16 protein-coding genes and 1 pseudogene are annotated in these 21,512 nt (G+C 71.6%); 9 read left to right on the forward strand and 8 right to left on the reverse strand.

What is annotated here, in order from left to right; genetic code table 11:
* The first annotated feature begins 49 nt into the window (after positions 1 to 49).
* From BDW27_RS05825 to BDW27_RS27395, 7 genes are all read left to right on the forward strand, one after another.
* Positions 50 to 1,231 (forward strand): dual specificity protein phosphatase family protein, encoded by a 1,182-nt coding sequence (locus BDW27_RS05825; protein ID WP_110048518.1) that lies wholly within the window; start codon positions 50 to 52, stop codon positions 1,229 to 1,231.
* A gap of 218 nt (positions 1,232 to 1,449) precedes the next feature.
* On the forward strand, positions 1,450 to 2,181 hold the full coding sequence (locus tag BDW27_RS05830) for a septal ring lytic transglycosylase RlpA family protein (protein WP_017543368.1): 732 nt from the start codon (positions 1,450 to 1,452) through the stop codon (positions 2,179 to 2,181).
* 266 nt (positions 2,182 to 2,447) lie between these two features.
* A complete protein-coding gene (locus tag BDW27_RS05835) occupies positions 2,448 to 6,035 on the forward strand; it encodes a TM0106 family RecB-like putative nuclease (protein ID WP_110048519.1) in 3,588 nt (1,195 codons plus the stop codon).
* Positions 6,036 to 6,364: 329 nt separating this feature from the next.
* Complete coding sequence (locus tag BDW27_RS05840; RefSeq protein ID WP_017543370.1) at positions 6,365 to 6,688, forward strand: hypothetical protein; 324 nt, start codon at positions 6,365 to 6,367, stop codon at positions 6,686 to 6,688.
* A 10-nt stretch (positions 6,689 to 6,698) separates the two neighbouring features.
* Positions 6,699 to 7,229, forward strand: a complete 531-nt coding sequence (locus BDW27_RS05845; RefSeq protein ID WP_110048520.1) for a hypothetical protein — start codon at positions 6,699 to 6,701, stop codon at positions 7,227 to 7,229.
* Positions 7,230 to 7,293: 64 nt separating this feature from the next.
* On the forward strand, positions 7,294 to 8,541 hold the full coding sequence (locus tag BDW27_RS05850; RefSeq protein ID WP_026129034.1) for a tyrosine-type recombinase/integrase: 1,248 nt from the start codon (positions 7,294 to 7,296) through the stop codon (positions 8,539 to 8,541).
* 152 nt (positions 8,542 to 8,693) lie between these two features.
* Complete coding sequence (locus tag BDW27_RS27395; protein ID WP_199560553.1) at positions 8,694 to 10,385, forward strand: hypothetical protein; 1,692 nt, start codon at positions 8,694 to 8,696, stop codon at positions 10,383 to 10,385.
* A gap of 95 nt (positions 10,386 to 10,480) precedes the next feature.
* On the opposite strand, the gene BDW27_RS05865 is transcribed toward BDW27_RS27395, so the two are convergent.
* Both BDW27_RS05865 and BDW27_RS05870 read right to left on the reverse strand, forming a co-directional pair.
* Complete coding sequence (locus tag BDW27_RS05865) at positions 10,481 to 11,023, reverse strand: hypothetical protein (protein WP_110048522.1); 543 nt, start codon at positions 11,021 to 11,023, stop codon at positions 10,481 to 10,483.
* A gap of 247 nt (positions 11,024 to 11,270) precedes the next feature.
* On the reverse strand, positions 11,271 to 12,749 hold the full coding sequence (locus BDW27_RS05870; protein ID WP_110048523.1) for an amino acid permease: 1,479 nt from the start codon (positions 12,747 to 12,749) through the stop codon (positions 11,271 to 11,273).
* A 497-nt stretch (positions 12,750 to 13,246) separates the two neighbouring features.
* Here BDW27_RS05870 and BDW27_RS05875 point away from each other — a divergent pair, with 497 nt between their 5' ends.
* Entirely contained in the window at positions 13,247 to 14,041 is a 795-nt protein-coding gene (locus BDW27_RS05875; RefSeq protein ID WP_017543376.1) for a class I SAM-dependent methyltransferase, read from the forward strand.
* 73 nt (positions 14,042 to 14,114) lie between these two features.
* Here the strand turns inward: BDW27_RS05875 and BDW27_RS05880 are convergent, their stop codons facing one another.
* From BDW27_RS05880 to BDW27_RS05895, 4 genes are all read right to left on the reverse strand, one after another.
* On the reverse strand, positions 14,115 to 14,906 hold the full coding sequence (locus BDW27_RS05880) for an alpha/beta fold hydrolase (protein WP_026129035.1): 792 nt from the start codon (positions 14,904 to 14,906) through the stop codon (positions 14,115 to 14,117).
* Positions 14,907 to 14,914: 8 nt separating this feature from the next.
* On the reverse strand, positions 14,915 to 15,736 hold the full coding sequence (locus BDW27_RS05885) for an exodeoxyribonuclease III (protein ID WP_110048796.1): 822 nt from the start codon (positions 15,734 to 15,736) through the stop codon (positions 14,915 to 14,917).
* A 50-nt stretch (positions 15,737 to 15,786) separates the two neighbouring features.
* Positions 15,787 to 16,785: a tyrosine-type recombinase/integrase gene (locus BDW27_RS05890; protein ID WP_110048524.1), complete on the reverse strand. Its 999-nt coding sequence runs from the start codon at positions 16,783 to 16,785 to the stop codon at positions 15,787 to 15,789.
* Between the two features lie 2,164 nt (positions 16,786 to 18,949).
* Positions 18,950 to 20,038, reverse strand: coding sequence for a hypothetical protein (locus BDW27_RS05895; protein WP_146223245.1), 1,089 nt, complete (start codon positions 20,036 to 20,038; stop codon positions 18,950 to 18,952).
* A gap of 208 nt (positions 20,039 to 20,246) precedes the next feature.
* Here BDW27_RS05895 and BDW27_RS05900 point away from each other — a divergent pair, with 208 nt between their 5' ends.
* Positions 20,247 to 20,816: a hypothetical protein gene (locus BDW27_RS05900; RefSeq protein ID WP_017543381.1), complete on the forward strand. Its 570-nt coding sequence runs from the start codon at positions 20,247 to 20,249 to the stop codon at positions 20,814 to 20,816.
* Here the strand turns inward: BDW27_RS05900 and BDW27_RS28130 are convergent.
* Together BDW27_RS28130 and BDW27_RS28135 are read right to left on the reverse strand one after the other, a co-directional pair.
* Entirely contained in the window at positions 20,738 to 21,094 is a 357-nt protein-coding gene (locus tag BDW27_RS28130; protein WP_370446433.1) for a DUF3626 domain-containing protein, read from the reverse strand. The two genes, BDW27_RS05900 and BDW27_RS28130, sit on opposite strands and share 79 nt — an antisense overlap.
* Positions 21,042 to 21,392, reverse strand: a pseudogene (locus BDW27_RS28135) (DUF3626 domain-containing protein); the annotation flags it as partial. The gene BDW27_RS28130 and the pseudogene BDW27_RS28135, both read right to left, overlap by 53 nt.
* Between the last annotated feature and the right edge of the window lie 120 nt (positions 21,393 to 21,512).

Raw genomic sequence — 21,512 nt, forward strand, 5'->3', positions numbered from 1 at the left:
CCCACCCGGGCCGGGCTCGCCGCCCGACCCCGCACCGGACAGGAAAACCGTGTCCCCAGCACCCATCCACACTCGCCCCGTCGAGGAACCCTCCCACGACCGCGCCGTCGGCTCCCTCCAGGGCGCCGTCGCCGCGGCGGCCCTGGTCGGCACCCCCGCACCCCTGGCCCAGAGCTTCGCCGCCGCCGCGACCACCCCCGCCTTCCAGGGCTCGACGGAGGGAACCGGAGCCGAGCCACTGGCCCACCTGGTCCGCGCCACCCTGCGCCACGGCTCCGCCCCTCCGGGCGCCGCCCCGGAGCAGGCCGTGTGGGCACGGGCGCTGCGCTCCCTGGTGCTCACCGGCGCCGCGCCCACCGACGAACCCGTGCTGGAGCACACCACCAACGACGACCCCCTGGGCGCCTCCTGGCGGGCCCTGACCCGTACCCCCCAGCCCGTGGACGGTCCCTCCCGGGGCACGTTCGCCTGCGCCCACCTGGTGGACACGGTGTGGGCGGCCTACCACTCCCACGGCGACCTGGCCGCGATGTACACCGGCGCGCTGGCCGGGGCGCGGTGGGGGGCCTCGGCCCTGCCCCTTCAGGCCGTGCGCAGGCTCAGCGAGCACACCGACCCCCACGCGCTGACCGTCGCCGCCCTGGTGGCCCTCAACGGTTCCCATCCCGACCGCTGGCCCCAGCTGCCCATCCGTGAACGGGCCGAGCAGCGGCTGCCGCCCTTCGTCGTGCCCCACCCCCTGGATCCCCAGGTGCTCCTCGGCAACCTGGACTTCCTGCGTTCCCGCCCCGAGGAGGTGGACGCGGCCGTCTCGCTGTGCCGCACCCACCCCGAGGACGCCCCCCACCTGGCAGGCCCGGACTGGGTGCGGGTGTGGCTGCACGACACCCCGGGCCGCAATCCGAACCTGCACTTCACCCTGGACGAGGCCGCCTCCGCCGTGGCCGCCCTGCGCGCCGAGGGCAAACGGGTGCTGCTGCACTGCTGGGCGGGGGCCTCGCGCACCCCGGCGGTGGCCGCCCGCTACGCGGCCGCCACCCTGGGAGCCCCACCCCTGGAGGCCATGGCCGCCCTGATCCCCGCCGTGGGCGGACATCTGGACAACTCCACCCTGTCGCAGGCGGTGGCCGAGCTCAGCGGCCTGGACCTGCCCAACCCGCTGACCAGCCTCTTTCCGCTGGGGTTGCCCCCGCGTCGACTCGAACTGAGGACGTCCCATATCAGTGGGTGATAAGTTCCACAAACCGGCACTTTCCGGTACCGTTACCCTCGCGTTACCCCTAGGCTCTGCGCCCGGACCCCGTGCCAAGCCACCGGCGGTCCCCGCTGTCTCCCGTGCTCGGCTCCACCCGCTTCCGGGGCCCGCACCACCTGGCGCACCGCGCCTCCCACGGCCGCCGTGCCGGGAGGTCACCGCCACGCCCCTGTTCCCGTTCGAAGGACTGTGTTGTGGGCACAAACGAGCCCCAGATCCCGCCCGCCGACGACCATGACGCGGCCACCGAGGCCGCACCCGTCGTCGGACCCCGCCAGGCCGCCGCGCGCTCACGCTCACGCCGCAAGCGCGCACTGGTCGTGGCCTCGGCCGCCGGCCTGACCCTGGTCGTGGGCGGAACCGCCGCGGCGGCCGTCCTCATCTCCGGAGCCGACCCGGGCACCGCCACCAACGCCGCCGGAATCCCCAAGGCCCAGCCCCAGACGCTGGTCGTGGAGGAGCCCGAACAGGACACCGCGCAGCCCGAGGACGACCAGGACCGCTCCCAGGCCGGGGCACCCCAGGCCCTGACCGCCTCGGGCTCCGACGTCCGCGAGGAGCCCGAGGAGGAGGAGACCACCGAACCCGAGGCACCCTCCGGTGACTCGGGAGGTTCCGGCGGAGAGAGCACCGGAGAGGGCGGCACCTGCGAGGCCTCCTTCTACGGAGACGGCTTCCACGGCGCCACCACCGCCAACGGCGAGACCTTCGACACCTACGGCATGACGGCCGCCCACAAGACGCTGCCGTTCAACACCATGGTGAAGGTGACCAACCCCAACAACGGCAAGTCGGTCACGGTCCGCATCAACGACCGCGGCCCCTTCATCGCCGGACGCTGCCTGGACCTGTCCACGGCCGCCTTCGACGAGATCATCGGCACCGGCTCCGGTGTGGGCACCGTCGCCTGGGAGGTCGTGAGCTAACCGCCACGCCCACCACGGCACACCCGACGCGCCCCGCACCCTCCACCGGTGCGGGGCGCGTCGCCGTCTCCACCCCCAACCCGCTGACCTGCACCGATCACCCCCCACACGCCCCCGACCCCGCGTAGACTCCACCACCGGGGCCACCACCCACCCCCACGCCGGGCCGCTCACCAGCGCACAGGGGTCCCCGCACGTCGCCCCGGCATGGCACAATCCCCACCACCCACCACCGCAGGCACCACAACACCAAGGGGAGTCGGGCGTTGTTCCGCACCACCACCGGCTGGGTCGTCTCACCCACCGACCTCGTCGACACACTGGAGTGCGACCACCGCAGCGCCCTCAAGAGCGCGCTCGCCGCCCACGTACCCGGCGCCCCCCGCCCCGAAGAGGTCGACACCCTGGTCGCCCACCACGGCGACCTGCACGAGAAGGCCGAACTCGAACGCCTCACCACCCTGTTCGGCGACGACCTCGTCCGCGTGGAACCCCCCACCGCCGACGACCACTCCCTGGCCCAGGCCGCCCACGCCACCGCCCAGGCCATGGCCGCCGGAGCCCCCGTCATCTACCAGGCCTCCTTCCACCACCCCCTCACCGACACCGTCGCCTTCCACGGACGCGCCGACTTCCTCATCCGCTCCGACCTGGACCCCACCACCGGCCACACACGCCCCAACGCCCCCACCCCCCTCACCTACGAACCCTGGGACACCAAACTCGCCCGCCGCCCCGGCCCCGCCGCCGTGGTCCAGCTCGCCGCCTACGCCCAGGCCGTGTCCGTCCTGCACGGACACACCCCCCAGCACATGCACCTGCTCACCGGCGACCAGCACACCCACACCCTGCCCACCGCCGAGTTCACCCCCATCCTCACCACCGTCACCGACCGACTCCTGGCACACCTGGCCACCGAACCGGCCCTGCCCACCCCCACCTGGGGCCAGCCCCGCCCCGGCTGCGACGGATGCGGCTACGCCACCTGGTGCTCCCAGGGGCGCACCGCCGCCCGCCACCTGTCCCTGGTCGCCGGGCTGCGCACCGACCAGGCCACCAAACTCACCGACGCCGGCCTGGACACCATCGACGCCCTGGCCAGCGCACCCGACGACGCCCGCCCCACCACCCTGCCGCGCCGCTCCTTCGACCAACTGCGCGCCCAGGCCGCCCTCCAGGTCCGCCAGGACACCACCCGCACCCCCGCCAACCCCCAGGGCACCGTCACCGCCGAGGTGTTCTCACCCGAGGGCCTGGCCACCCTGCCCGCACCCAGCCCCGGCGACGTCTTCTTCGACATGGAGGGCTACCCCTACCACTCCCGCCAGGGCGAACGCGGCCTGGAGTACCTGTTCGGCGCCACCACCGAGGACGCCCAGGGACACGAGACCTTCCACGCCTTCTGGGCCCACGACCGCGCCCAGGAGAAACGCGCACTGGAGGACTTCGTCGACTTCGCCACCGCCCGCGTGGACGCCGACGAGAACGCGCACGTCTACCACTACGCCTCCTACGAGGTGGACCGCCTCAAGCACCTGAGCGCCGAGTTCGACACCCGCGAGGAGGAGGTCAACCGGCTCCTGCGCGAGAACCGGCTCGTGGACCTGTTCACCGTGGTCCGCAAGAGCCTGCGCGTGTCCCAGCGCTCCTACTCCATCAAGTACCTCGAACCCCTCTACCTGGACTCCGCACGCGACGGCGGAGTCACCACGGCCGCCTCCAGCATCGACGCCTACGCCGCCTACCTGGCCGCCCAGGAGGCCGGCGACACCGACGCCGCCGCGAACGTGCTGGCCGACATCGCCGCCTACAACCGCGACGACTGCCACTCCACCGCCCGTCTGCGCGACTGGCTGGAGACCCACCGCACCGAACAGGGCATCACCGACCGGCCCCTCATCCAGTTCGAACTCACCGAGGAGGAGGCCGAACGCGCCCGCAAACGCGCCGAGAAGGCCGCCCGCCACGCCGCCCTGACCGAACCCCTCCTCGAACACGTGCCCTCCGACCCCGACGAGCGCACCCCCCAGGACCAGCCCCGCGCCTCCCTGGCCGCCCTGGTCGGCTACTACCAGCGCGAGAACACCCCGCCCTGGCGTGAACACTTCCAACGCCAGAGCGCACCCCTGCAGGACCTGGAGACCGACAGCAACTGCGCCGTCCCCTGGCAGGTGCACGTGGGGGAGTGGGAGGAGCCCACCGGCAGGCGCACCAAGGCCCGCCGCGAGGTGTCCATGCGCCTGGACCGCGCCCACCCCAACCCCTTCACCACCGGCGAGAGCGTCCACCTGCTCCACCCCGGCGCCCCCGGCCAGGCCGCCACCACCCACCCCGCCACCGTCACCCGCGCCGAACCCGACGCTCTGACCCTGGTGGAGACCGCCCACCCCGACGAGACCGTCTCCCGCGCACCCGTGGCGGCCCTGCCCGGCTCCCCGGTGGACCCCAAACCCAAGGACGGCGCCCTGGAGAGCGTCGCCCACACCGCCGTCGCGGGCCTGCCCGAGTGGCCCCACCACCCCGGCCTGGACGTCCTGCGCCGCCTCCCCCCGCGCCTGCACCCCCCGGGGCCGCTGCCCGCACCCGAACAGGGCGACCTCATCAGCGCAGCCATCACCGCCGTGGACCGCCTGGACCACTCCTACCTGGCCGTCCAGGGCCCGCCCGGCGCCGGCAAGACCTACCTGGCCGCCCAGCTCATCACCCACCTGATCAAGGAGGGCCGCAGCGTCGGCGTGTGCTCCACCGGCCACAAGGCCGTGGAGAACGTCATGGCCGCCGCCCTGCGCGCCGCCGCCCACCAGGGCCTGGAGGTCGCGGCCGCCAAACGCCCGCGCGGCGGCAAGAAGGACCCCGACGCCCCCTGGGAACAGCCCTCCAGCCAGAAGGTCCTGGCCAACTGGCGGACCAAACGCGCAGCCCAGGGACAACCCGTCCTCATCGGCGGCACCGCCTGGGGCATGTCCGGCGCCGACACCATCGCCGACCCCCTGGACGTGCTCATCATCGACGAGGCCGGACAGTTCGCCCTGGCCGACACCCTGGCGGTCTCCGCCTCGGCCCACAACCTCGTCCTGCTCGGCGACCCCCAACAACTGCCCCAGGTCGTCCAGGGCGTGCACACCGAGGGCGCCGACGCCTCCGCCCTGCAACACCTCATGGGCGAGGACGCCATCATCGACCCCGCCCTGGGCTACTTCCTGGACCAGACCCGCCGCATGCACCCCCACGTGTGCGCGCCCGTCTCCGACCTGTCCTACCAGGGCCGACTCCAGGCCCACCCCACCACCGCCCACCGCACCCTGGGCACCCCCACCGCGCCCAGCAAGCTCGACCCGGGCGTGTACACCCTGCCCGTCCACCACACCGGCCGCACCACCCACAGCCCCGAGGAGGTCCAGGCGGTGGTGGCCGCCGCCCGCCACCTGGTCACCGAACACGTCACCACCGACCCCGACCAGGGCCCCCGACCCCTCACCGGGCACGACATCCTCGTCGTGGCCCCCTACAACCTCCAGGTGCGCACCCTGCGCCAGGCCCTGGCCCACGCCCAGGAGGACACCCCCGCCCTCGAAGGGGTCCGGGTGGGCACGGTCGACAAGTTCCAGGGCCAGGAGGCCGCCGCCGTCCTGTGCTCCATGACCACCTCCGACGCCGCCGAGACCAGCCGCGGCCCCTCCTTCGTCCTGGACCGCAACCGGCTCAACGTCGCCCTGTCCCGCGCCCAGGTCCTGGCCCTGGTCGTGCACTCACCCGACCTGCTCACCACCGCGCCCCGCACCATCGACGAACTCCGCCTCCTGGCCGCCTTCACCGGACTGGTCACCGCCGCCCGTCCCTGGCCCCACCAGTGACCCCCGCACCATGAGAACCACCCCACACGCCGACGCCCCCGGGTTTCGGACACCCCCCAGGTGGAGTACGTTTTAGGGAGCACACCACGCCCGACACGCGAGCGCCCGGCGCCTCGCGTGGGCGGGCCGCGGCGTGCGCACGCGAGGGAGTGTTCCGCGGATGCTTTGCCAGGCTCCTCCGAGCCCGCGCCCACCGGGTCGCGCGGCACGGCCACAGCCACCCCGGTCTCGCGCCCGCACCGGCGAACACGACCCAGCCCACCCCCACACCCGTTGGTGGGCCACGCCGCCCTGGCCCGCCACCGTTCTCGAAAGGCACCACGGCCCCCGTGTCTGAACGTCCCTCCTCCTCCGGCGGTGGCCGCAACACCCGCCACCCCACCGGCATCCGTGTCGTCGTCATCGTCCTGGCCCTGCTCGCGCTGGCCCTGGGCCCCCTCGGCTACCTGATGGGCGTCGACGCCGACTCCCACGCCGGTTCGGCCGCCGAGTGGTTCACCCTGGCCTTCGGCGCGGCCGTGGGCCTGCCCTTCCTGGCCGCGGCCGTGGCCACCGTGGCGGGCGACCGCAGGGCCGCCCTGTGGTCCCTGGCGCTGCTGGTCTGGCCCGTGGTGTTCGTGGTGGTCATCCACCTGGCCGGTCTGGCCGGGTAGGCTCCCGGGAGTGTCACCCAAGAAACGCAACCGCCGCAAGCCCCTCCAGGGGCCGTCCGAGCCCGCCCCGGCCACCGAGCAGGGCCGTGTCGAACCCGGGCAGATCCCGGACAGACGCCCCGTGAGCCGGACCCCGGTCACCGTCGCCGACCCGCCCGACCGCCGGGTGACCGCCCTGTGGGTCCTGCTGTGGTCACTGTGGGCGCTGGGCAGTCCGCTGGCCCTGCTCGCCCTGCTCCTGGCCGGGCTCAACGCCTTCGACATGACCGCCGACCCCATCGACCCCGGCGCCGTACCCGACCCGGGGCTGCTCGCCGAGCAGGAGGCCCAGGCGGTGCGCGCCATCGGCACCGCCCTGATCTGGTTCCTGATCATGGCCTGGGTCGTCCCTGCCGTGGGGGCCGTCACCGCCGCCTTCCTGCGGCGCAGGAAGGCGGCGATCTCCTTCGCCGTCGCGCTGGTCCTGTCGGTGGGCCTGCTGCTGTTGACCGTCTCACCGGTCGAGCTGTGGGGAGCGCTGACCACCCACCTGTTCGGCTGACCCCCGGCCCCCACCGCCCACTCGCCCGCCCGCCTGCCACTCCCGGGCCCCCACCCGGGCCACAATGGAACCCGTGGACACCACCGACCCCTCCCTGACACCCGAGCCCCGGGCCGAGATCGCCCTGCCCACCACTGTGCGGGCCCGCCTGGAACACCTGGACCCCGGCGTCCTGGTGGACACCCGCGCCCTGGAACGGGTCCGTGAGCGCTTCGACGCCGAACAGGCCCACACCCTGGGCCGGTACCTGACCAACGCCCAGTCCCCGGCGACCCTGCGCGCCTACCGCGCCGACTGGACCTCCTTCGGCGCCTGGTGCCTGGCCGAACAGCGCACCTCCCTACCCGCCGACCCCGTGGACGTGGCCGTCTACCTGGCCGCCTGCGCCGAACAGCGCGGCGAGGACGGCGCCACCTGGGCGTTCTCCCCGGCCACCCTGGAGCGCCGCTCGGCCGCCATCGCCGCCGTCCACGGCGCCCACGGCCTGGACTCACCCACCCGCGCCGAGGTGGTGCGCATGACCCTGCGCGGCATCCGCCGCACCCGCAGGGCCCGCCCGCGCCGCAAGGCCCCCGTGGTGCTGAGCACCCTGGAGTCGATGCTGGCGGTGCGCCCGCCCGAGGGCCACCCCGGGGGCGTGGCCCGCAGGCGCGACGCGGTGCTGCTGCTGACCGGCTTCGCCGGGGCGCTGCGCCGCTCGGAGCTGGCCAAGCTGAGCTTCGACGACCTGGAACTGCGCACCGACGCCGCCTCCGGAGCACCCACCCTGGTGGCGTCGCTGTGGGCGACCAAGACCGACCAGGAGGGCAGGTCCCACCAGCGCGTGGCACTGCCCCGGGGACGCCACCGCCTGACCTGCCCGGTGTGCGCCGTGGCCGACTGGTCGGCGCTGGTGGTGGTGCACCGCGACGGCGGCAACGAGGCCGTGCGCGCCTGGCTGCGACGCCCCCGGCCCCCCGAGGCCGCACCCGCCCACTCCTGTCAGGACCTGACCCGCCTGGAACTGGCCGACGGCACCGGCCGGCCGCTCCTTCCGGCCGTGGACCGACACGGCCGCCCGGCAGAGAAGGCGATGACCCCCAAGGCCGTGGGCAACCTGGTCAAACGCTACGCCGAACGGGCCGGGCTGGACCCCGACGACTTCGGCGGGCACTCCCTGCGCGCCGGGTTCGCCACCCAGGCCGCCCTGGGCGGGGCCAACGACCGCGAGATCATGCGCCAGGGCCGCTGGACCAACGCCCAGACCGTCCACGACTACATTCGTACCGCCAACCCGTTGGAGGACAACGCGGTCACACGACTGGGCCTGTGACCCCGCACAGGCCGTGTGAGCTGCCACTCAACGAACACTCACTCATCTCGAATCACCAACAAACCCACCAGCAACGCCCGATACAGCCCATTAAAGTGCGATCCTTCCCTGATGAGACATTAGGTTGGTTGCGTGAGAAAGGGGACGGACCCATGGTCGACGAGTTTCGCGCGGCATTCCAAGAACTGATCGACGCCTCCGTCGCCACCGACCCCCAACAGTTCCCACCCGCCGTCCACAAGGTCTACCTCCTGGCCTCCCAGATCCCCGCCTCCGAACGGGAGCTGGCCCTGGAGGCCCTCACCCCCCTGCTCTCCGGAGACCACGCCGCCCCCGGCATCATCGCCGACCTGTCCGTGGTCGCCGGAGCCCTGGTCGAGATGGGCACCGACCCCGGCCCCGCCGGCATCGAGACCCTGCACCGCCTACGCACCATGGGCAAGGGCGCCATCGTCTTCGTCCGCGCCTGGGAACGCACCGGAGGCGGACCCCCACCCGACCCCGACGCCGTCACCGCCGACGCCGAGGCCCGCGTGGCCGCCGAACTGGGACCCGACGCCCCCGCCGCCACCATGTGCTGGTGGACCATCCGCCGCCACGGCCTGGCCGCCCGCACCATGCTGGGCGAACCCGGCGTCCGCGCCCACACCAGGCGCGACCCCTCCCTGCACGCCGAACTCGTGGCCATCGCCAACCAGCTCAGCGACCAACTCACCGAGTTCGACGAGGTCCGCGCCCTGCTGCGCATGGCCGAGGCCTCCTCCGCCCTGGTCATGGACCGCACCTCCGGCCGCGCCTTCCGCGTCCTCTTCGACGGCATCAGCGACAACTTCCAACTCCACACCCTGCTCGCCGACGCCCTCATCGGCCCCCACGGCCAAGGCCTGCCCGGCGACCCCCCGGACCCGCGCTGGACCGCCTCCTTCCGCGACGGCCCCGTCGACCCCGCCGCCCAGACCGTGTGGGGCTGGTGGAACCTGGTCGCCCACGACGGCGCCTGGGTCTGGAACGAGGGCGTCCCCGCCGAGATCCCCACCATCGACGGCGAACACGTCCTGGTCCTGGACGAACAGCCCTACCCCCGCTCCTGGAACGCCGGACGACGCCTGCCGCACGTACGCGGCTGGTTGCAGGTGGACTCCGAACTCGACACCGAGGAAGCCGCCCTGTGGTGGAACCGGGTGGCCCCGGCCGAACCCGCCATCCCCGACCCCGACGCCCAGGACCACACCCCCCTGCCCGAACCCGTCGTGCTGCACACCCCCGCGGCCGAGGCCCAGCGCGTGCGCGGGTTCGTCCCCCGGATCGAACCCGAGGACCGGGACCAGCCCACAGGAGACACCCCCGACAGGCACAGCCCCGACGCCGCGCTCCCCCCGGCCGCCCCGGAGGGGATCCCCGGGCTGACCGGGACCGTCGCCGGGGACGACCCCACCGGCCTGCCCGCCACCGGGCACGGGAGCGGCTCCGAAGGCACTCTCCGGAGCACCGGGCCCGCCGACGCCCTCCCCGACGAATCCGCCCCGCAGAGCGCTCCCTGGGAGCCGCCCCCGGCCGACCAAGAGCTCCCACCGGCCACCGAACAGCGGGGGAGTGGCGCCCCGGACCCGAGCAGCCGCCAGGGCGGTCACGGCACGCCCGCCACCACGCACACCTCCACCGGCTCCGCGGGGGAGGGTACGGCCCGGTCTTCCGAGGAACCCGCACCCACCGCCCCGGCACCGACCGGGCCAGGGGAGGGGACCCCCGCGCCGGGTGCGCCCTCCACGAGCACGCCGACCGGGCTGCCCCGCATGCCGCGCGGGGTCTCCCAGAGCTCGGGCTGGGGCCCGGCCTGGCGCTGACCGGCCCGGCGAAGGCCGCGTACCCCTATGTCAACGAAAATGGGGCCCGGGAGAGCGTTCTCCCGGGCCCCTCGTGTTCTGGGCTGCCTCAGCCCTCAGGCGTCCTCCAGACGGTGCCGGGGCTGGTGGTGCTCCGGGACGGGAGGCTCGGCTCGGGTCGAGGTGGAACGGGGCCGGTCGTCGTCCCCGTCCTCGTAGAGGCCGTCGAAGTACTCCTCCCGTGAGGGGCCGTCCTCGTCCTCGCGGACCCAGCGGGCGCCCACGAACACCGGAGCGGCCAACACCAGGGCCAGGGGCACGAACACGCCCAGGGGCAGCAGCGTCAGGGCGCCCTCCACACCAGGCAGGACCGGCAGCCGTTCGAGCAGGTGCATGCGCAGCAGGGCTGCGGCGGTCGCCCCACCCACGACCAGGGCGGCGGCGAAGGGCAGCATCGGGGTCAGGCGCGGCGGGACCGCGACCAGGGCGACTAACAGGCCCACGCCCACCAGTCCGGCCACGGCCACGGGGCCGGTGCCCTGTAGGACGTCGGACTGGACGGCGTTCAGGCCCCGCAGGTGAGCGAACGCCCAACCAGTCACCAGAAGTAGGACCGGGCCCAGGATCAGGCCGGACAGGAAACCGACGAAATGTCGCACGGGGGTGCTCCTCTCAGGGGTTGCGCAGCACCATAGCGACAAAAACGGAGTTCAGCACCATAACCACCAAGAGGTGCGTTCCGGCCACCCGGGGGTCACCGTCCCGTTCACCCGCCCCGAACCCGCCACCACAACCGCCTTCGCACCGCTCACACACCCCCCGCGAACGCGGCGCGGCGCCGCCTCCACCAGGGAGACGACGCCACGCGAACCCTCACTCGGAGCCCGGTGCGGGGACGGGCCCCGCTCACCGGCCGGGGGAGCGGTCCTCACCCTCCGAACCCCCACCGGAACGCTCCTCACCCTCGGAGCCCTCCGCTCCACCGACGGCGGCCGACACCGAGCCCGTCCCGGCCACCCGGTCCAGCTCCTCGGGCGTGGCCCGCCCCTCCACACCGAGCACCCGCCGACTGGGCGGGGCGGCGCCCAACAGACGACGCGCCTCGTAGGCCAGCACCGCCACCACCACGGCCGCGACCGTCGCCCACAGCGCCTGACGGTGCTCGGGCAGGGTCGCCATCGCCAGGAAGATCGCCACCAACCCCAACAGGGTCACCCACGTCAGGTAGGGAAAACCCCACATCCGCAACGTGAGCCGCTCGGGCGCGTTGCGCCGCACCCGCGCACCCACCACCAGCTGCGAGGCGCAGATCGTCAGGAACAACACCAGCAGGATCGCGCCGATGGAGGCCACCAGGAACGCGAACACCTGCCCCGGGAACAGGTAGTCGGCGACCACGGCCGCATACCCCACCACCGTGCCCAACAGGATCGCCCGCACCGGCACCCCACGGCGGTTGGTACCCCTGAGCACCCGGGGAGCGTCACCCTGGCGGGTCAGCATGAACAGCATCCGCGAGGACGTGTACATGGCGGCGTTGAGCACGCTCAGCACCGCGATCAGCACCACGATCTCCATGATCAGCGCCGCGCCCGGAATGCCCACGATCTCCATGACCACCACGAAGGGGCTGCGGTCCAGGTCGGTGGAGTTCCACGGCACGACCATCACCACCACCAGAATGGAGGCCACGTAGAACAGGCCGATGCGCCACAGCACGTTGGTGATGGCCGACGCCACCCCCCGCTCCGGCTCGGCGCTCTCACCGGCGGCGATCGTGATGATCTCCACACCACCGAAGGCGAACAGCACCACCACCGTCGCGCCCAGCACCGCCACCCAGCCGTTGGGCGCGAACCCGCCCAGGTCCCACAGGTGGGAGACCGTCGCCCCCTGCGCGCCGGTCCACAACCCCAGCGCGTACAACCCGCCCACCAGCAGGAACGCCACGATCGTGGCGACCTTGACGAGGGAGAACAGCGACTCGGTCTCGGCGAAGACCCGCACCGAGATCAGGTTGGCCACCGTCATCGTGAGCAGCACGACCAGGGCCAGCGCCCAGGGCGGCACACCCTGCACCCACTGGCTCAGGATCGCGGCCCCGGCCACCGACTCCGCGGCCACCAGCACCGCGTACATCCACCAGTACAACCAGCCGATGGTGAACCCGGCCCGGGGACCGAAGGCCAACCGGGCGTAGTCGGAGAACGAACCCCCGGCCGGCACCGACACGACCATCTCGCCCAGCGCACGCAGGGTCAGGAACACCAGCGCCCCGGCCAACGCGTAGGACACCACCGCCGCGGGCCCCGCGGTCTGGATCACCGCGCCGGAGCCGATGAACAGCCCGGCCCCCACCGATCCGCCGATCGCGATCAGTGCCATGTGTCGGCGGCGTAGCGAGTGCGCCAGCCCCGACCCGTCGTCTGTTTGTGTCGCCTCTGGGGGCGAATTCTCACTGCCTGTCACGAACCCACCCTAGGACGCAAGGTTCATCACCCTCCCCACTGACCCCGCGAAACAACCCATCAACCAACGAATGTGAGGCAGACCACCCCACATGTGCGCTACCCCGCACTCCCGCACCCCCACCCCACACTCGCGACCCAGGCGGCAGACACCCACTCATCACCAAGGACTCACCAACATCGAGAACGCCACCGCCTCCGCCCGGGAATCCAGATCGTAAAACCCACGCATCCCAACACCCTCACCGAACGCGGCACACGAGATCCCACCCGGACCCGCTCCGCCGCCCACGACACCCACCCCCCGAAACCCACGACACACCCACGAAACCACTAACAGCGAGCAACAACACTGTTACTTTCGGCAATCACAGGTGGCCCAACACGACCCACACCACCCCGGGGAGCACACCCATGCCCAACACGCCAACCATCGACCTCGACCTCATCACCACCCTCTACACCACCCACCGCGACGACCTCGCCCGCGTCCGCGACCAACAACGCCAGCACTACGCCGACGCCGACCCCGCCATGACCCCCCAACTCGACGACCTCGAAGCCGAGATCACCTACCTCCTCCTACGCCACCACCGCCCCGCCAACGTCGTCGAGATCGGCACCTACTACGGATGGTCCACCTCCTGGATCCTCTCCGCCCTCCGCGACAACGGCACCGGCCACCTCCACTCCTTCGACATCGTCGACCACGCCACCACCCACGTACCCCACACCCTCGCTGACGACCGCTGGACCTTCACCAAAGGCGACGTCCGCGCCAAGATCACCCACATCCCCTCCAGCACCGACTACCTCTTCATCGACGCCGCCCACAACGGCTGGTTCGCCCGCTGGTACATCCACCACCTCCTGCCCACCCTGCCCGCCCACATCCCCGTCAGCGTCCACGACGTCTTCCACCAGCGCTACGCCCTGCCCTTCACCGAAGGCGCCGTCGTCCTCAAATGGCTCGCCAACAACACCACCAACTACTTCACCGCCTCCGCCGCCCGCGCACCCCACCACCACCAGGCCCTCACCGACCTCAAGACCGAACTCGGCCTCGACACCCCCGTCCGCGACTCCGCCCACAACCCCATGATCTTCTTCCACCTGCCCGAACGCCCCCGCCCCGGCCAGGCCATCCCCAGCCCGCCCCGCCCCCGCGCCCACAACGACGACCCCACACATGACCCCACCCACAGCTGAACACCACCCCACCCACCACGAAGGGGGGCGGCGGGCCACCACGGCCCACCGCCCCCCTTCTCACACACGGCCCTCAGACCCCGTCCGCCTCCAACTCCGACGGCGGGGGATCGACCACACCCTCCCGCGCACCCGAATCCAACCCGGCACGCGCCTCACGCACCCCCACCACATCAGCGGCGTCCGACACCATCCGCGAGAAGATCACCGGCTGATCCAGACTCACCATGTGCCCCGCACGCGGAACATTCACCAAACGCCCCTCCACGCACGCGTCGAAGAACGCCTTCTCGTGAATGCGGAAATGGTCCCGCGCCCCGTTCACCAACCACACCGGACCCCCGTACGCCGACAACGCCGACAACGCGTCGATCGTCGCCAACTCGTCGATCACCGCCGTCGCCGCCTCCACAGCCAGACCACCGTCCACCACAGCGTCAGCCGCACCATCACGCAACGTCAACCGATGGAACCGCTCATTGACCGCCGCACCCTTGTCCGGCAACCGCTCCATCAACACCGCCGGAATCCGGTACACCTGCGCCAACGACTGATCCGGCTGCGCCGTACAACTGGCAGCCACCAGACCAGCCACCCGACCCGGCGCCGCCCCCGCCGCAGCGATCGACACCAACCCACCCATGCTCAACCCCACCAGCAGGGCCCGACCACCCACCGAATCGATGGCCTCCAACAACGTGTCCACCGCACGCCCCACCGAGAAGTCCTCACCCCGACGAGACCCGTGAGCCGGCAGGTCAGGAGCCACCACCGTGCGCCCCTGCGCCTCCAGGAACTCCACCTGCGGCCGCCACATACTCGACGACGAACGCAAACCGTGCGCCAACACGATCGGAACACCCATCACCGCACCTACTTCCCGGCCCCGTAGGACACCGTCACCGGAGCATGGTCCGACCACCGCTCCTCACGGCTGGGATAACGCTCCACCCGCCCCGACAGTGCCCGAGCGGCCAAACCCGGAGTCGCCACCTGGTAGTCGATCCGCCACCCCGTGTCGTTGTCGAAGGCACGGCCACGATAGGACCACCACGAGTACGGACCCTCCTGGTCCGGATACAGAGCACGCACCACGTCCACGTACCCCGCCTCATCGAACACCCGCGACAACCACGCACGCTCCTCCGGCAGGAACCCCGAGTTCTTCCGGTTCCCCCGCCAGTTCTTCAGGTCCGCCTCGGTGTGCGCGATGTTCCAGTCACCACACACCACCAACCCGCGCCCCTGCTCCTCCACCCGCGCACGCCGCTCCACCAGGTACGGAAGGAACGCCTCCATGAAGCGCTCCTTCTCCTCCTGGCGCGGCGTGTCCACCTCACCCGAGGGCAGGTACAGGCTGGCCACGCTCACCGCACCGAAGTCCGCCTCCACATACCGGCCCGACTCCGCGAACTCCTCCACCCCGAACCCGACACGCACCTCATCAGGCTCCGCGCGAGAGTAGAGCCCCACCCCGGCACGCCCCTTGGCCTGAGCCGGGCACAACACCACGTGCCACCCCTGCGGAGCCACGACCTCCCGCGGAAGCTGATCGGCCTCCGCGCGGGTCTCCTGCAAACACACCACGTCCGCCTCAGAAGCCGACAACCACGACCCGAACCCCGGATCCTTCTTCGCGGCCGCCCGCAACCCGTTGACGTTGACGCTGGACACAACAAAACTCGACTGGTTCACGCCCCACAGCGTAGCCACCCCCCACCCCCACAACGGCCCCACCGAACCCCTCACCCCGCATCGCCCACCTCCTCCCGAGCCAACCGACGCAACACCCCATACGTCCGGTTCGACCCCGCCGCCTCACGCTGCGCCCGCGCCGTCACCTCGATATAGGCCTGCGACGACGTCACCGACGAATGCCCCAACAGGTGCATGATCTCGGTGACCGAGGCACCGTCCTCTGCCAACCGGGTCGCGAACGTGTGCCGCAACGCGTGCACCAACGTCCCCCGAGCCACCCGATCATTCACCCCCGCATGCCGGTAACACTGCTTCACCAGGTACTGCAACCCACCCCGACGCAACCCCTCACCCCGGTTGTCCACCAACAACGGATCAGCCCCCCGCACCGGAGCGGCGAACCGCACCCGACGCGTCTCCAGGTAGGCCTCCAACAACGCCTCCAACGGCACCTCGATGGGCAGCACACGCTCACCACCCCCCTTGCCCACCACCCGAATCCGCCGCTCACCGGGCCGCCCACCCAACGACTCCACCCGCAACGACAACATCTCCGCCGAGCGCATCCCCGTCAGCAACGCCAACGCCAACACCGCCAGATCGCGCTCCGGCCACGGATCACGCGCACGCCGCGCACCCCGCGCCAACGCCTCCAACAACCGCTCCGGGGTGTCCTCACCCATCAACGGCTTGGGCCCCGAAGGCTTCACCCGAGGTCGCGGCACCGCCGACATCGGATTGCCCGCCACCACCCGCTCCGACACCCAGAAGGCGAAGAACCCGTTCCACGTCGACCACGCCCGCAGCACACTCGACGCCGCCCGCTCCTCAGCGAAATCCGCGAACGCCTCCCGCAACCCCCCCGCCTCCAGCTCGGCCAACCCCACCCCGGACGCATCACGCCCCAACGCCCGCCCCACACACCCCAGGACCCCCAGCAGGTCACGCCGATAGGCCGCCACCGTGTGCGGCGACGGCTTGGCGGCCCGCCGCGCCACCAGATACCGCTCGATCGCCCGCTCCACCGACACCGCATCACCACTCATGCCCCCAGCATTCCCGATCCCAGCCCTGTCCGCGCCCCCAGACCCACCCCGAACCCGCCGCACCAACACCACCGACCCCACTCACCTCGAACACCCTGGCCACCGAGATGGACACCCCACCCCACCGCGTCCTGGACCGGGGCATCCACATCTGCGCGGGCACGCCCCTGTTCGACACCGCCACGGCGGACCTCCACGACATGCACGGAGCGCACACGCACGCGAGATCGACGACGCTTCGCTGCCCCGGTGGACGGGGGCCTGGGGAGTGGGGAGTGGGGACGCGACCGGGAGCGGTCCGGCCGTACCGGGCCGACCCGGGCCGATGGCGGCCGACGCGGACTGGTGGTGGGGGAGGACGCCCCTTTCGTCGGGTGTCTACGCACGTCCAGCCGGTCCGACGTGGCGCCGACCTGGGGGCATGAGCACGACACCGGGGGAGCGGGGACGGCGGCCGACCCCTTCCGACCTGCGCTTCTCCATGACTGTGGCCGGACCTCACGATGACGGCGGGCTCCTGGTTCTCGCTCGCCATGGTCGCCGTGTTCGGCCTTCCCCTCCCGCTCTGGACGTCGGGCCCGATGACCGTCGGCGGCCTGCTGGTCGTCTCGGTCAGGGTCGCCGCAGGAGTGGGGAGATACCCGTGGGGCTGCGACCTCCGGCCAGGGGAGTGGGTGCTTCTCTCGAGGTCCCATGGGAACCACGCCCAATATCGTCCCTCGCTCGACCAGGGGAGTGGCACTTCCATTCGTACAGGTGTTCACCTCACCACCAACCACCAGACAAGGGAACAGGTGTTCGATGAGCGGGAGTCATGGCCGGAGGCTGAGGAGTGGAGAAGTGCGAACGAAAAACCCGACACGAGACTCAATGCAAGTCATCTCGGTCATGTGTCGTCAAACAACCCTAAAAGGATGCATAACACCGTTTATGCATGAAACATCGAGAGGTCAGCGGCCAGAAGGGGCTCTGGCCCGCCTTCCACCTGTTGGCGCGAAACCAGTGGTCAACCAACGTGCACGCACACGCGGACCGACGCCAGGCCCTGACGAGACTGCCCTGCACAGACAAACCCCAGGTCAGAGCACCAGAGGTAGGTGAGTGGGCCGAACTGAGGGCGTGAGAAACCGGCACGTGAAGCCGGGGAACGCGCGGACGCTGAAGCGAATCGAACAGCGGCCCGCCAGGGGCAGCGTGGTGCGGCGAGTCCGCGCGGCGTGGTTGTCCACAGGCAACTGCCCTGGGAGTTGTCTGTGCGGGCCTGTGTGACGCAAGCTCGAATTCGGGGGCGTCAGGTTCCGCCAGCGAGCGCCCACAGCACCCCCGAATCGACGCTAACCCGAGAACGCCCAGGTCCGCCAGCGCCCACCGAGCCACCTGTGGACAATGTGTCCCGCCCAACGCGATGCGCAAGCCCGCTCGGTGTTCGGCGTCCTGGGCCCGTTCCGGAACTCTTCGCGATCCCAGTGCCCCAGTGCCGATGCTCAGGTTCGCCCGCACCGACCTCGAGAGCGATCCTCGGCACCCACCGTGGCCCGGTGCTGCGCCCCAAGGGCTCCAGAGGCAGCCCACGGCACGAGAACCCCTTCCCCACGGGCATTCCCGTATCGCCGATAATGCACATTATGTCAAGTAGAGCTGGTTGAGGGATCCCCGCAACCACCAACACGCCCTGGGCGCCCAAGAAACGGGAAAATCCGCCGAACCACCCCTGCCTTGCCCGTCCGCGCCCCCGACGACCCGATTCACGCCCCGACCCCGCTCGGCCACTCGCATCTCGACGCCCCTCCAGGGCTGCTCACGCACACGAATCGTGCCCACGCGACCACTGAACGCACCCGCCCGCCAAGCGCCACGACGCGTCCGGAACCTGTCCCCGTGGCCTCCCCTTCCGCTGTTCCCGTCTCGGGTCGAGCACCCCGCTCGGCCAACTCACGCATCAGAAGGGGTCGAGTCCCGGACCCCGACCACCCACCGCGGTCCCCAGCCCCGTCGAGCCGCCCGAACTCCGGTCCCGCCCTCCCCCGCAGGGCACCGTCCGAGCCACACCCACCACAACCCGCGGACCTGCCCACCGACCGCCTGGCCGTGCGGACCTTCACCCGCAAGCCCCCAGGGCCCCCATACAGCGGCCCTGATGCAGCCCCGCCCGGCCCAGCACCGCTCACAGCACCTCCTCCACCACGCCCTGCGCTTCCTCGCCTTCCAGACCCCGCACCTGTGCGGCCAACTCCACCATGTCCAGATCGGGCATCTCCATCTCCGGAGCCCCGTCCTTCGACTGGGGTACACGCGCCGTCAGGTACGCCAGGACACCGTCCTCGATCTCCACCAACGCGTTCATCGAGGGGATGGACTCATCGGAGCCGTTGAACACCATCACCGATCCGTGTCGCTCGCACCCATCCTCCTCCTCACCCTCCGAACACCTGACCCAGAAGGGAAGCCCGGACTCCCCCGGCTCCCCCGCGTCCTCCACGACCGTGCTCACCTCCAGATGGAACCCCTCCTCCCGCACCACCCCGCGCGAAGGCTCGTAGGTGATCTTCACCGGAACCTGGTCGTCCTGCACATGGACCGCCACCGGCTCCCACCCCGGAGCCTCCAAGGCCGCGATCGGAGACTCCACAGCGGCCACCTCCCGCCCCAGTTCCTGGTTCTCCCGCACGTCCTCCACGCGTTTCTGCCACCAGGCCACCCCCGTCACCACGGCACACAACGCCACCACCACGCCAACAGCGACCACCACCCGCCTCACTCCGGGGCGCATCGCCCACACCACAGCCGCACCCGAATACGCCAGGACCAGACACCAGAACACCGACGCCACCGGGGTGAGCCGCTCCGCCACCCCCCACTCCAGCCGCAGGAACCCCACCAGCACACCGACCACCACGGCCGTCAGCACCACCAACGGCAGCTCCCACGAACGCGCCGCCCCCTGCCGCCGCATCCACGCGCGAAACCCGCACAGGGACCCCACAGTCACCAAGATGCCAACCAACCCGACCAGGGCGCTCACACCGTCCTCATGGGTCAGGCCCAGCAGGCCCAGCACCACCGCGACCGGGATCAACAACGACCACAGCGGCACCAGCACCAGAATCCACACCGCCCCCGTCCCCGACGATGCGGTGTCGCGAACCAGCGCCCCCTCCGCCGCGGCAGCCCACCCGGGACGCTCCTGCGAGTCCAGGCCCACGCCCAGGTGGTTCCTCGGGTTCTCCGCAGCGGGATCGGGGTCGGTACTCAACGTCGGTGCTCCTCACGAGTGGGGTCCCTGGGTCCGATGCGCACCCCCGTCGCCGGGTTCGCACTCCTTCCCCCACCTCACGCCCGTGCGCCCAGCAGGACCGGCCGACGCTCCTACACTCGAACACACGCCCCGCGGTCCCCACCGCCAACGGCCGCGCGGCCTCGCACCCTGAACGTCACACCCCCACCACGAGCAACGGCAGGTCATGGACGACAGCTCGAACGCCCACGGCGACCACCCCCACAGGAACCAGTACCTGTCCGCACTGTCGCTGCGCCGCACCCTGACCGCGGCCCAGTCACTGACCCACGACGCGTCCGAGCCCCAAGGCCCCGGTCAGCCCGCCCCACACCCCCGAGGTCTACCACTCCCCCTGGTCGTGTTGGGCCTCGCCGTCGCCCTGGCCGCCACGACCACCACCCTGTGGGCCCTGAGCCCCTGGCTGCCCTGGTGGGCCCTGGCTCTGATCGCACCCCTGGCCGCCACCCCGGGCCTCATCATCGGCACCATCGCCATGCTCCCCGTCATGGTCTCCACCACCCGGGCGCGCCAGGGTTTCCCCACCGGCCGAGACTGGGTCTCCCCCACGGCCCTGACCTTCCTGGCCTGCACCGCCCCACTGCTGTCTCCGCTGCCCGCGTGGTGCGGCGCCCTGGCCCTGTGGGCACTGCTGGTCACCGCCGCGCTCCTGAGCACCTACCGGGCCCTGCCCGCTCTGGGCCGCGACATCGACCTCGAACGGGCCCGCGCCGCCTGGGACACCCACCCCGACTGAACTCGGCCCCAGCCCAGCACTCCCACCTCCGCACACCCCAAGCGCCCCGCCGCCTCCTCCACCCAAATCCCGCGAAAACTCGGATCCAACACCAACGCGACCACGTCCGCGCCCCACCGGACCGGACCGTGCACCTGCGCCTCCACGTACTCGTCCCACACGTCCCAACCGGAAGAAACACGACCCGAACCGCGGCGCCGCACCCACCCCGCTCCCGGACCGATCCAACGCCCCGTACACCGGCCGCGCACACACCGGCGCCCGGTCGTAGGCCCCACCGAACATCCGGCTCTCCCACCGCCAACGATCCCCGCCCTCGAACGCCGTCAGCCCCCCGTTCCCGATCCCCGTCACGAACTGCGACCGGTACACCCCCTCCACCGCCATCCGCTCCAACACCGTGGACCCGCCCACCCACCGGTCCGGATGGAAGTTCAACGTCACCGACCACCCCTCGGCGAACCCCCCGCCCCAGGACCGCTCCCGCACCCACGCCAATGCCCGCCGCGCCGCCCGCCGACCCGCACCCGGGTCACATCCCCCACCACACCCACACACGCTCATGGGCCCGATCATGCCCCCCGCACCACCGAACACCCACCTGTTTTCACCCCACCCAGGTCAGGCGTGCGGGCCCACCGTGACGGCACCGAGAACCAACCCCGCCCGCCCCGGGAACAGACCGGACAGGCATCC

Origin of the sequence: Nocardiopsis sp. L17-MgMaSL7 (assembly GCF_003182025.1) — a bacterium.
Lineage (GTDB): Bacteria > Actinomycetota > Actinomycetes > Streptosporangiales > Streptosporangiaceae > Nocardiopsis > Nocardiopsis prasina.

Coding starts and splice junctions, on each gene's coding strand:
- BDW27_RS05850 (WP_026129034.1), top strand. CDS start 7,294: ATGGAACCCGTGGACACCACCGACCCCTCCCTGACACCCGAGCCCCGG.
- BDW27_RS27395 (WP_199560553.1), top strand. CDS start 8,694: ATGGTCGACGAGTTTCGCGCGGCATTCCAAGAACTGATCGACGCCTCC.
- BDW27_RS05870 (WP_110048523.1), bottom strand. CDS start 12,749: ATGGCACTGATCGCGATCGGCGGATCGGTGGGGGCCGGGCTGTTCATC.
- BDW27_RS05875 (WP_017543376.1), top strand. CDS start 13,247: ATGCCCAACACGCCAACCATCGACCTCGACCTCATCACCACCCTCTAC.
- BDW27_RS05880 (WP_026129035.1), bottom strand. CDS start 14,906: ATGGGTGTTCCGATCGTGTTGGCGCACGGTTTGCGTTCGTCGTCGAGT.
- BDW27_RS05890 (WP_110048524.1), bottom strand. CDS start 16,785: ATGAGTGGTGATGCGGTGTCGGTGGAGCGGGCGATCGAGCGGTATCTG.
- BDW27_RS05900 (WP_017543381.1), top strand. CDS start 20,247: ATGGACGACAGCTCGAACGCCCACGGCGACCACCCCCACAGGAACCAG.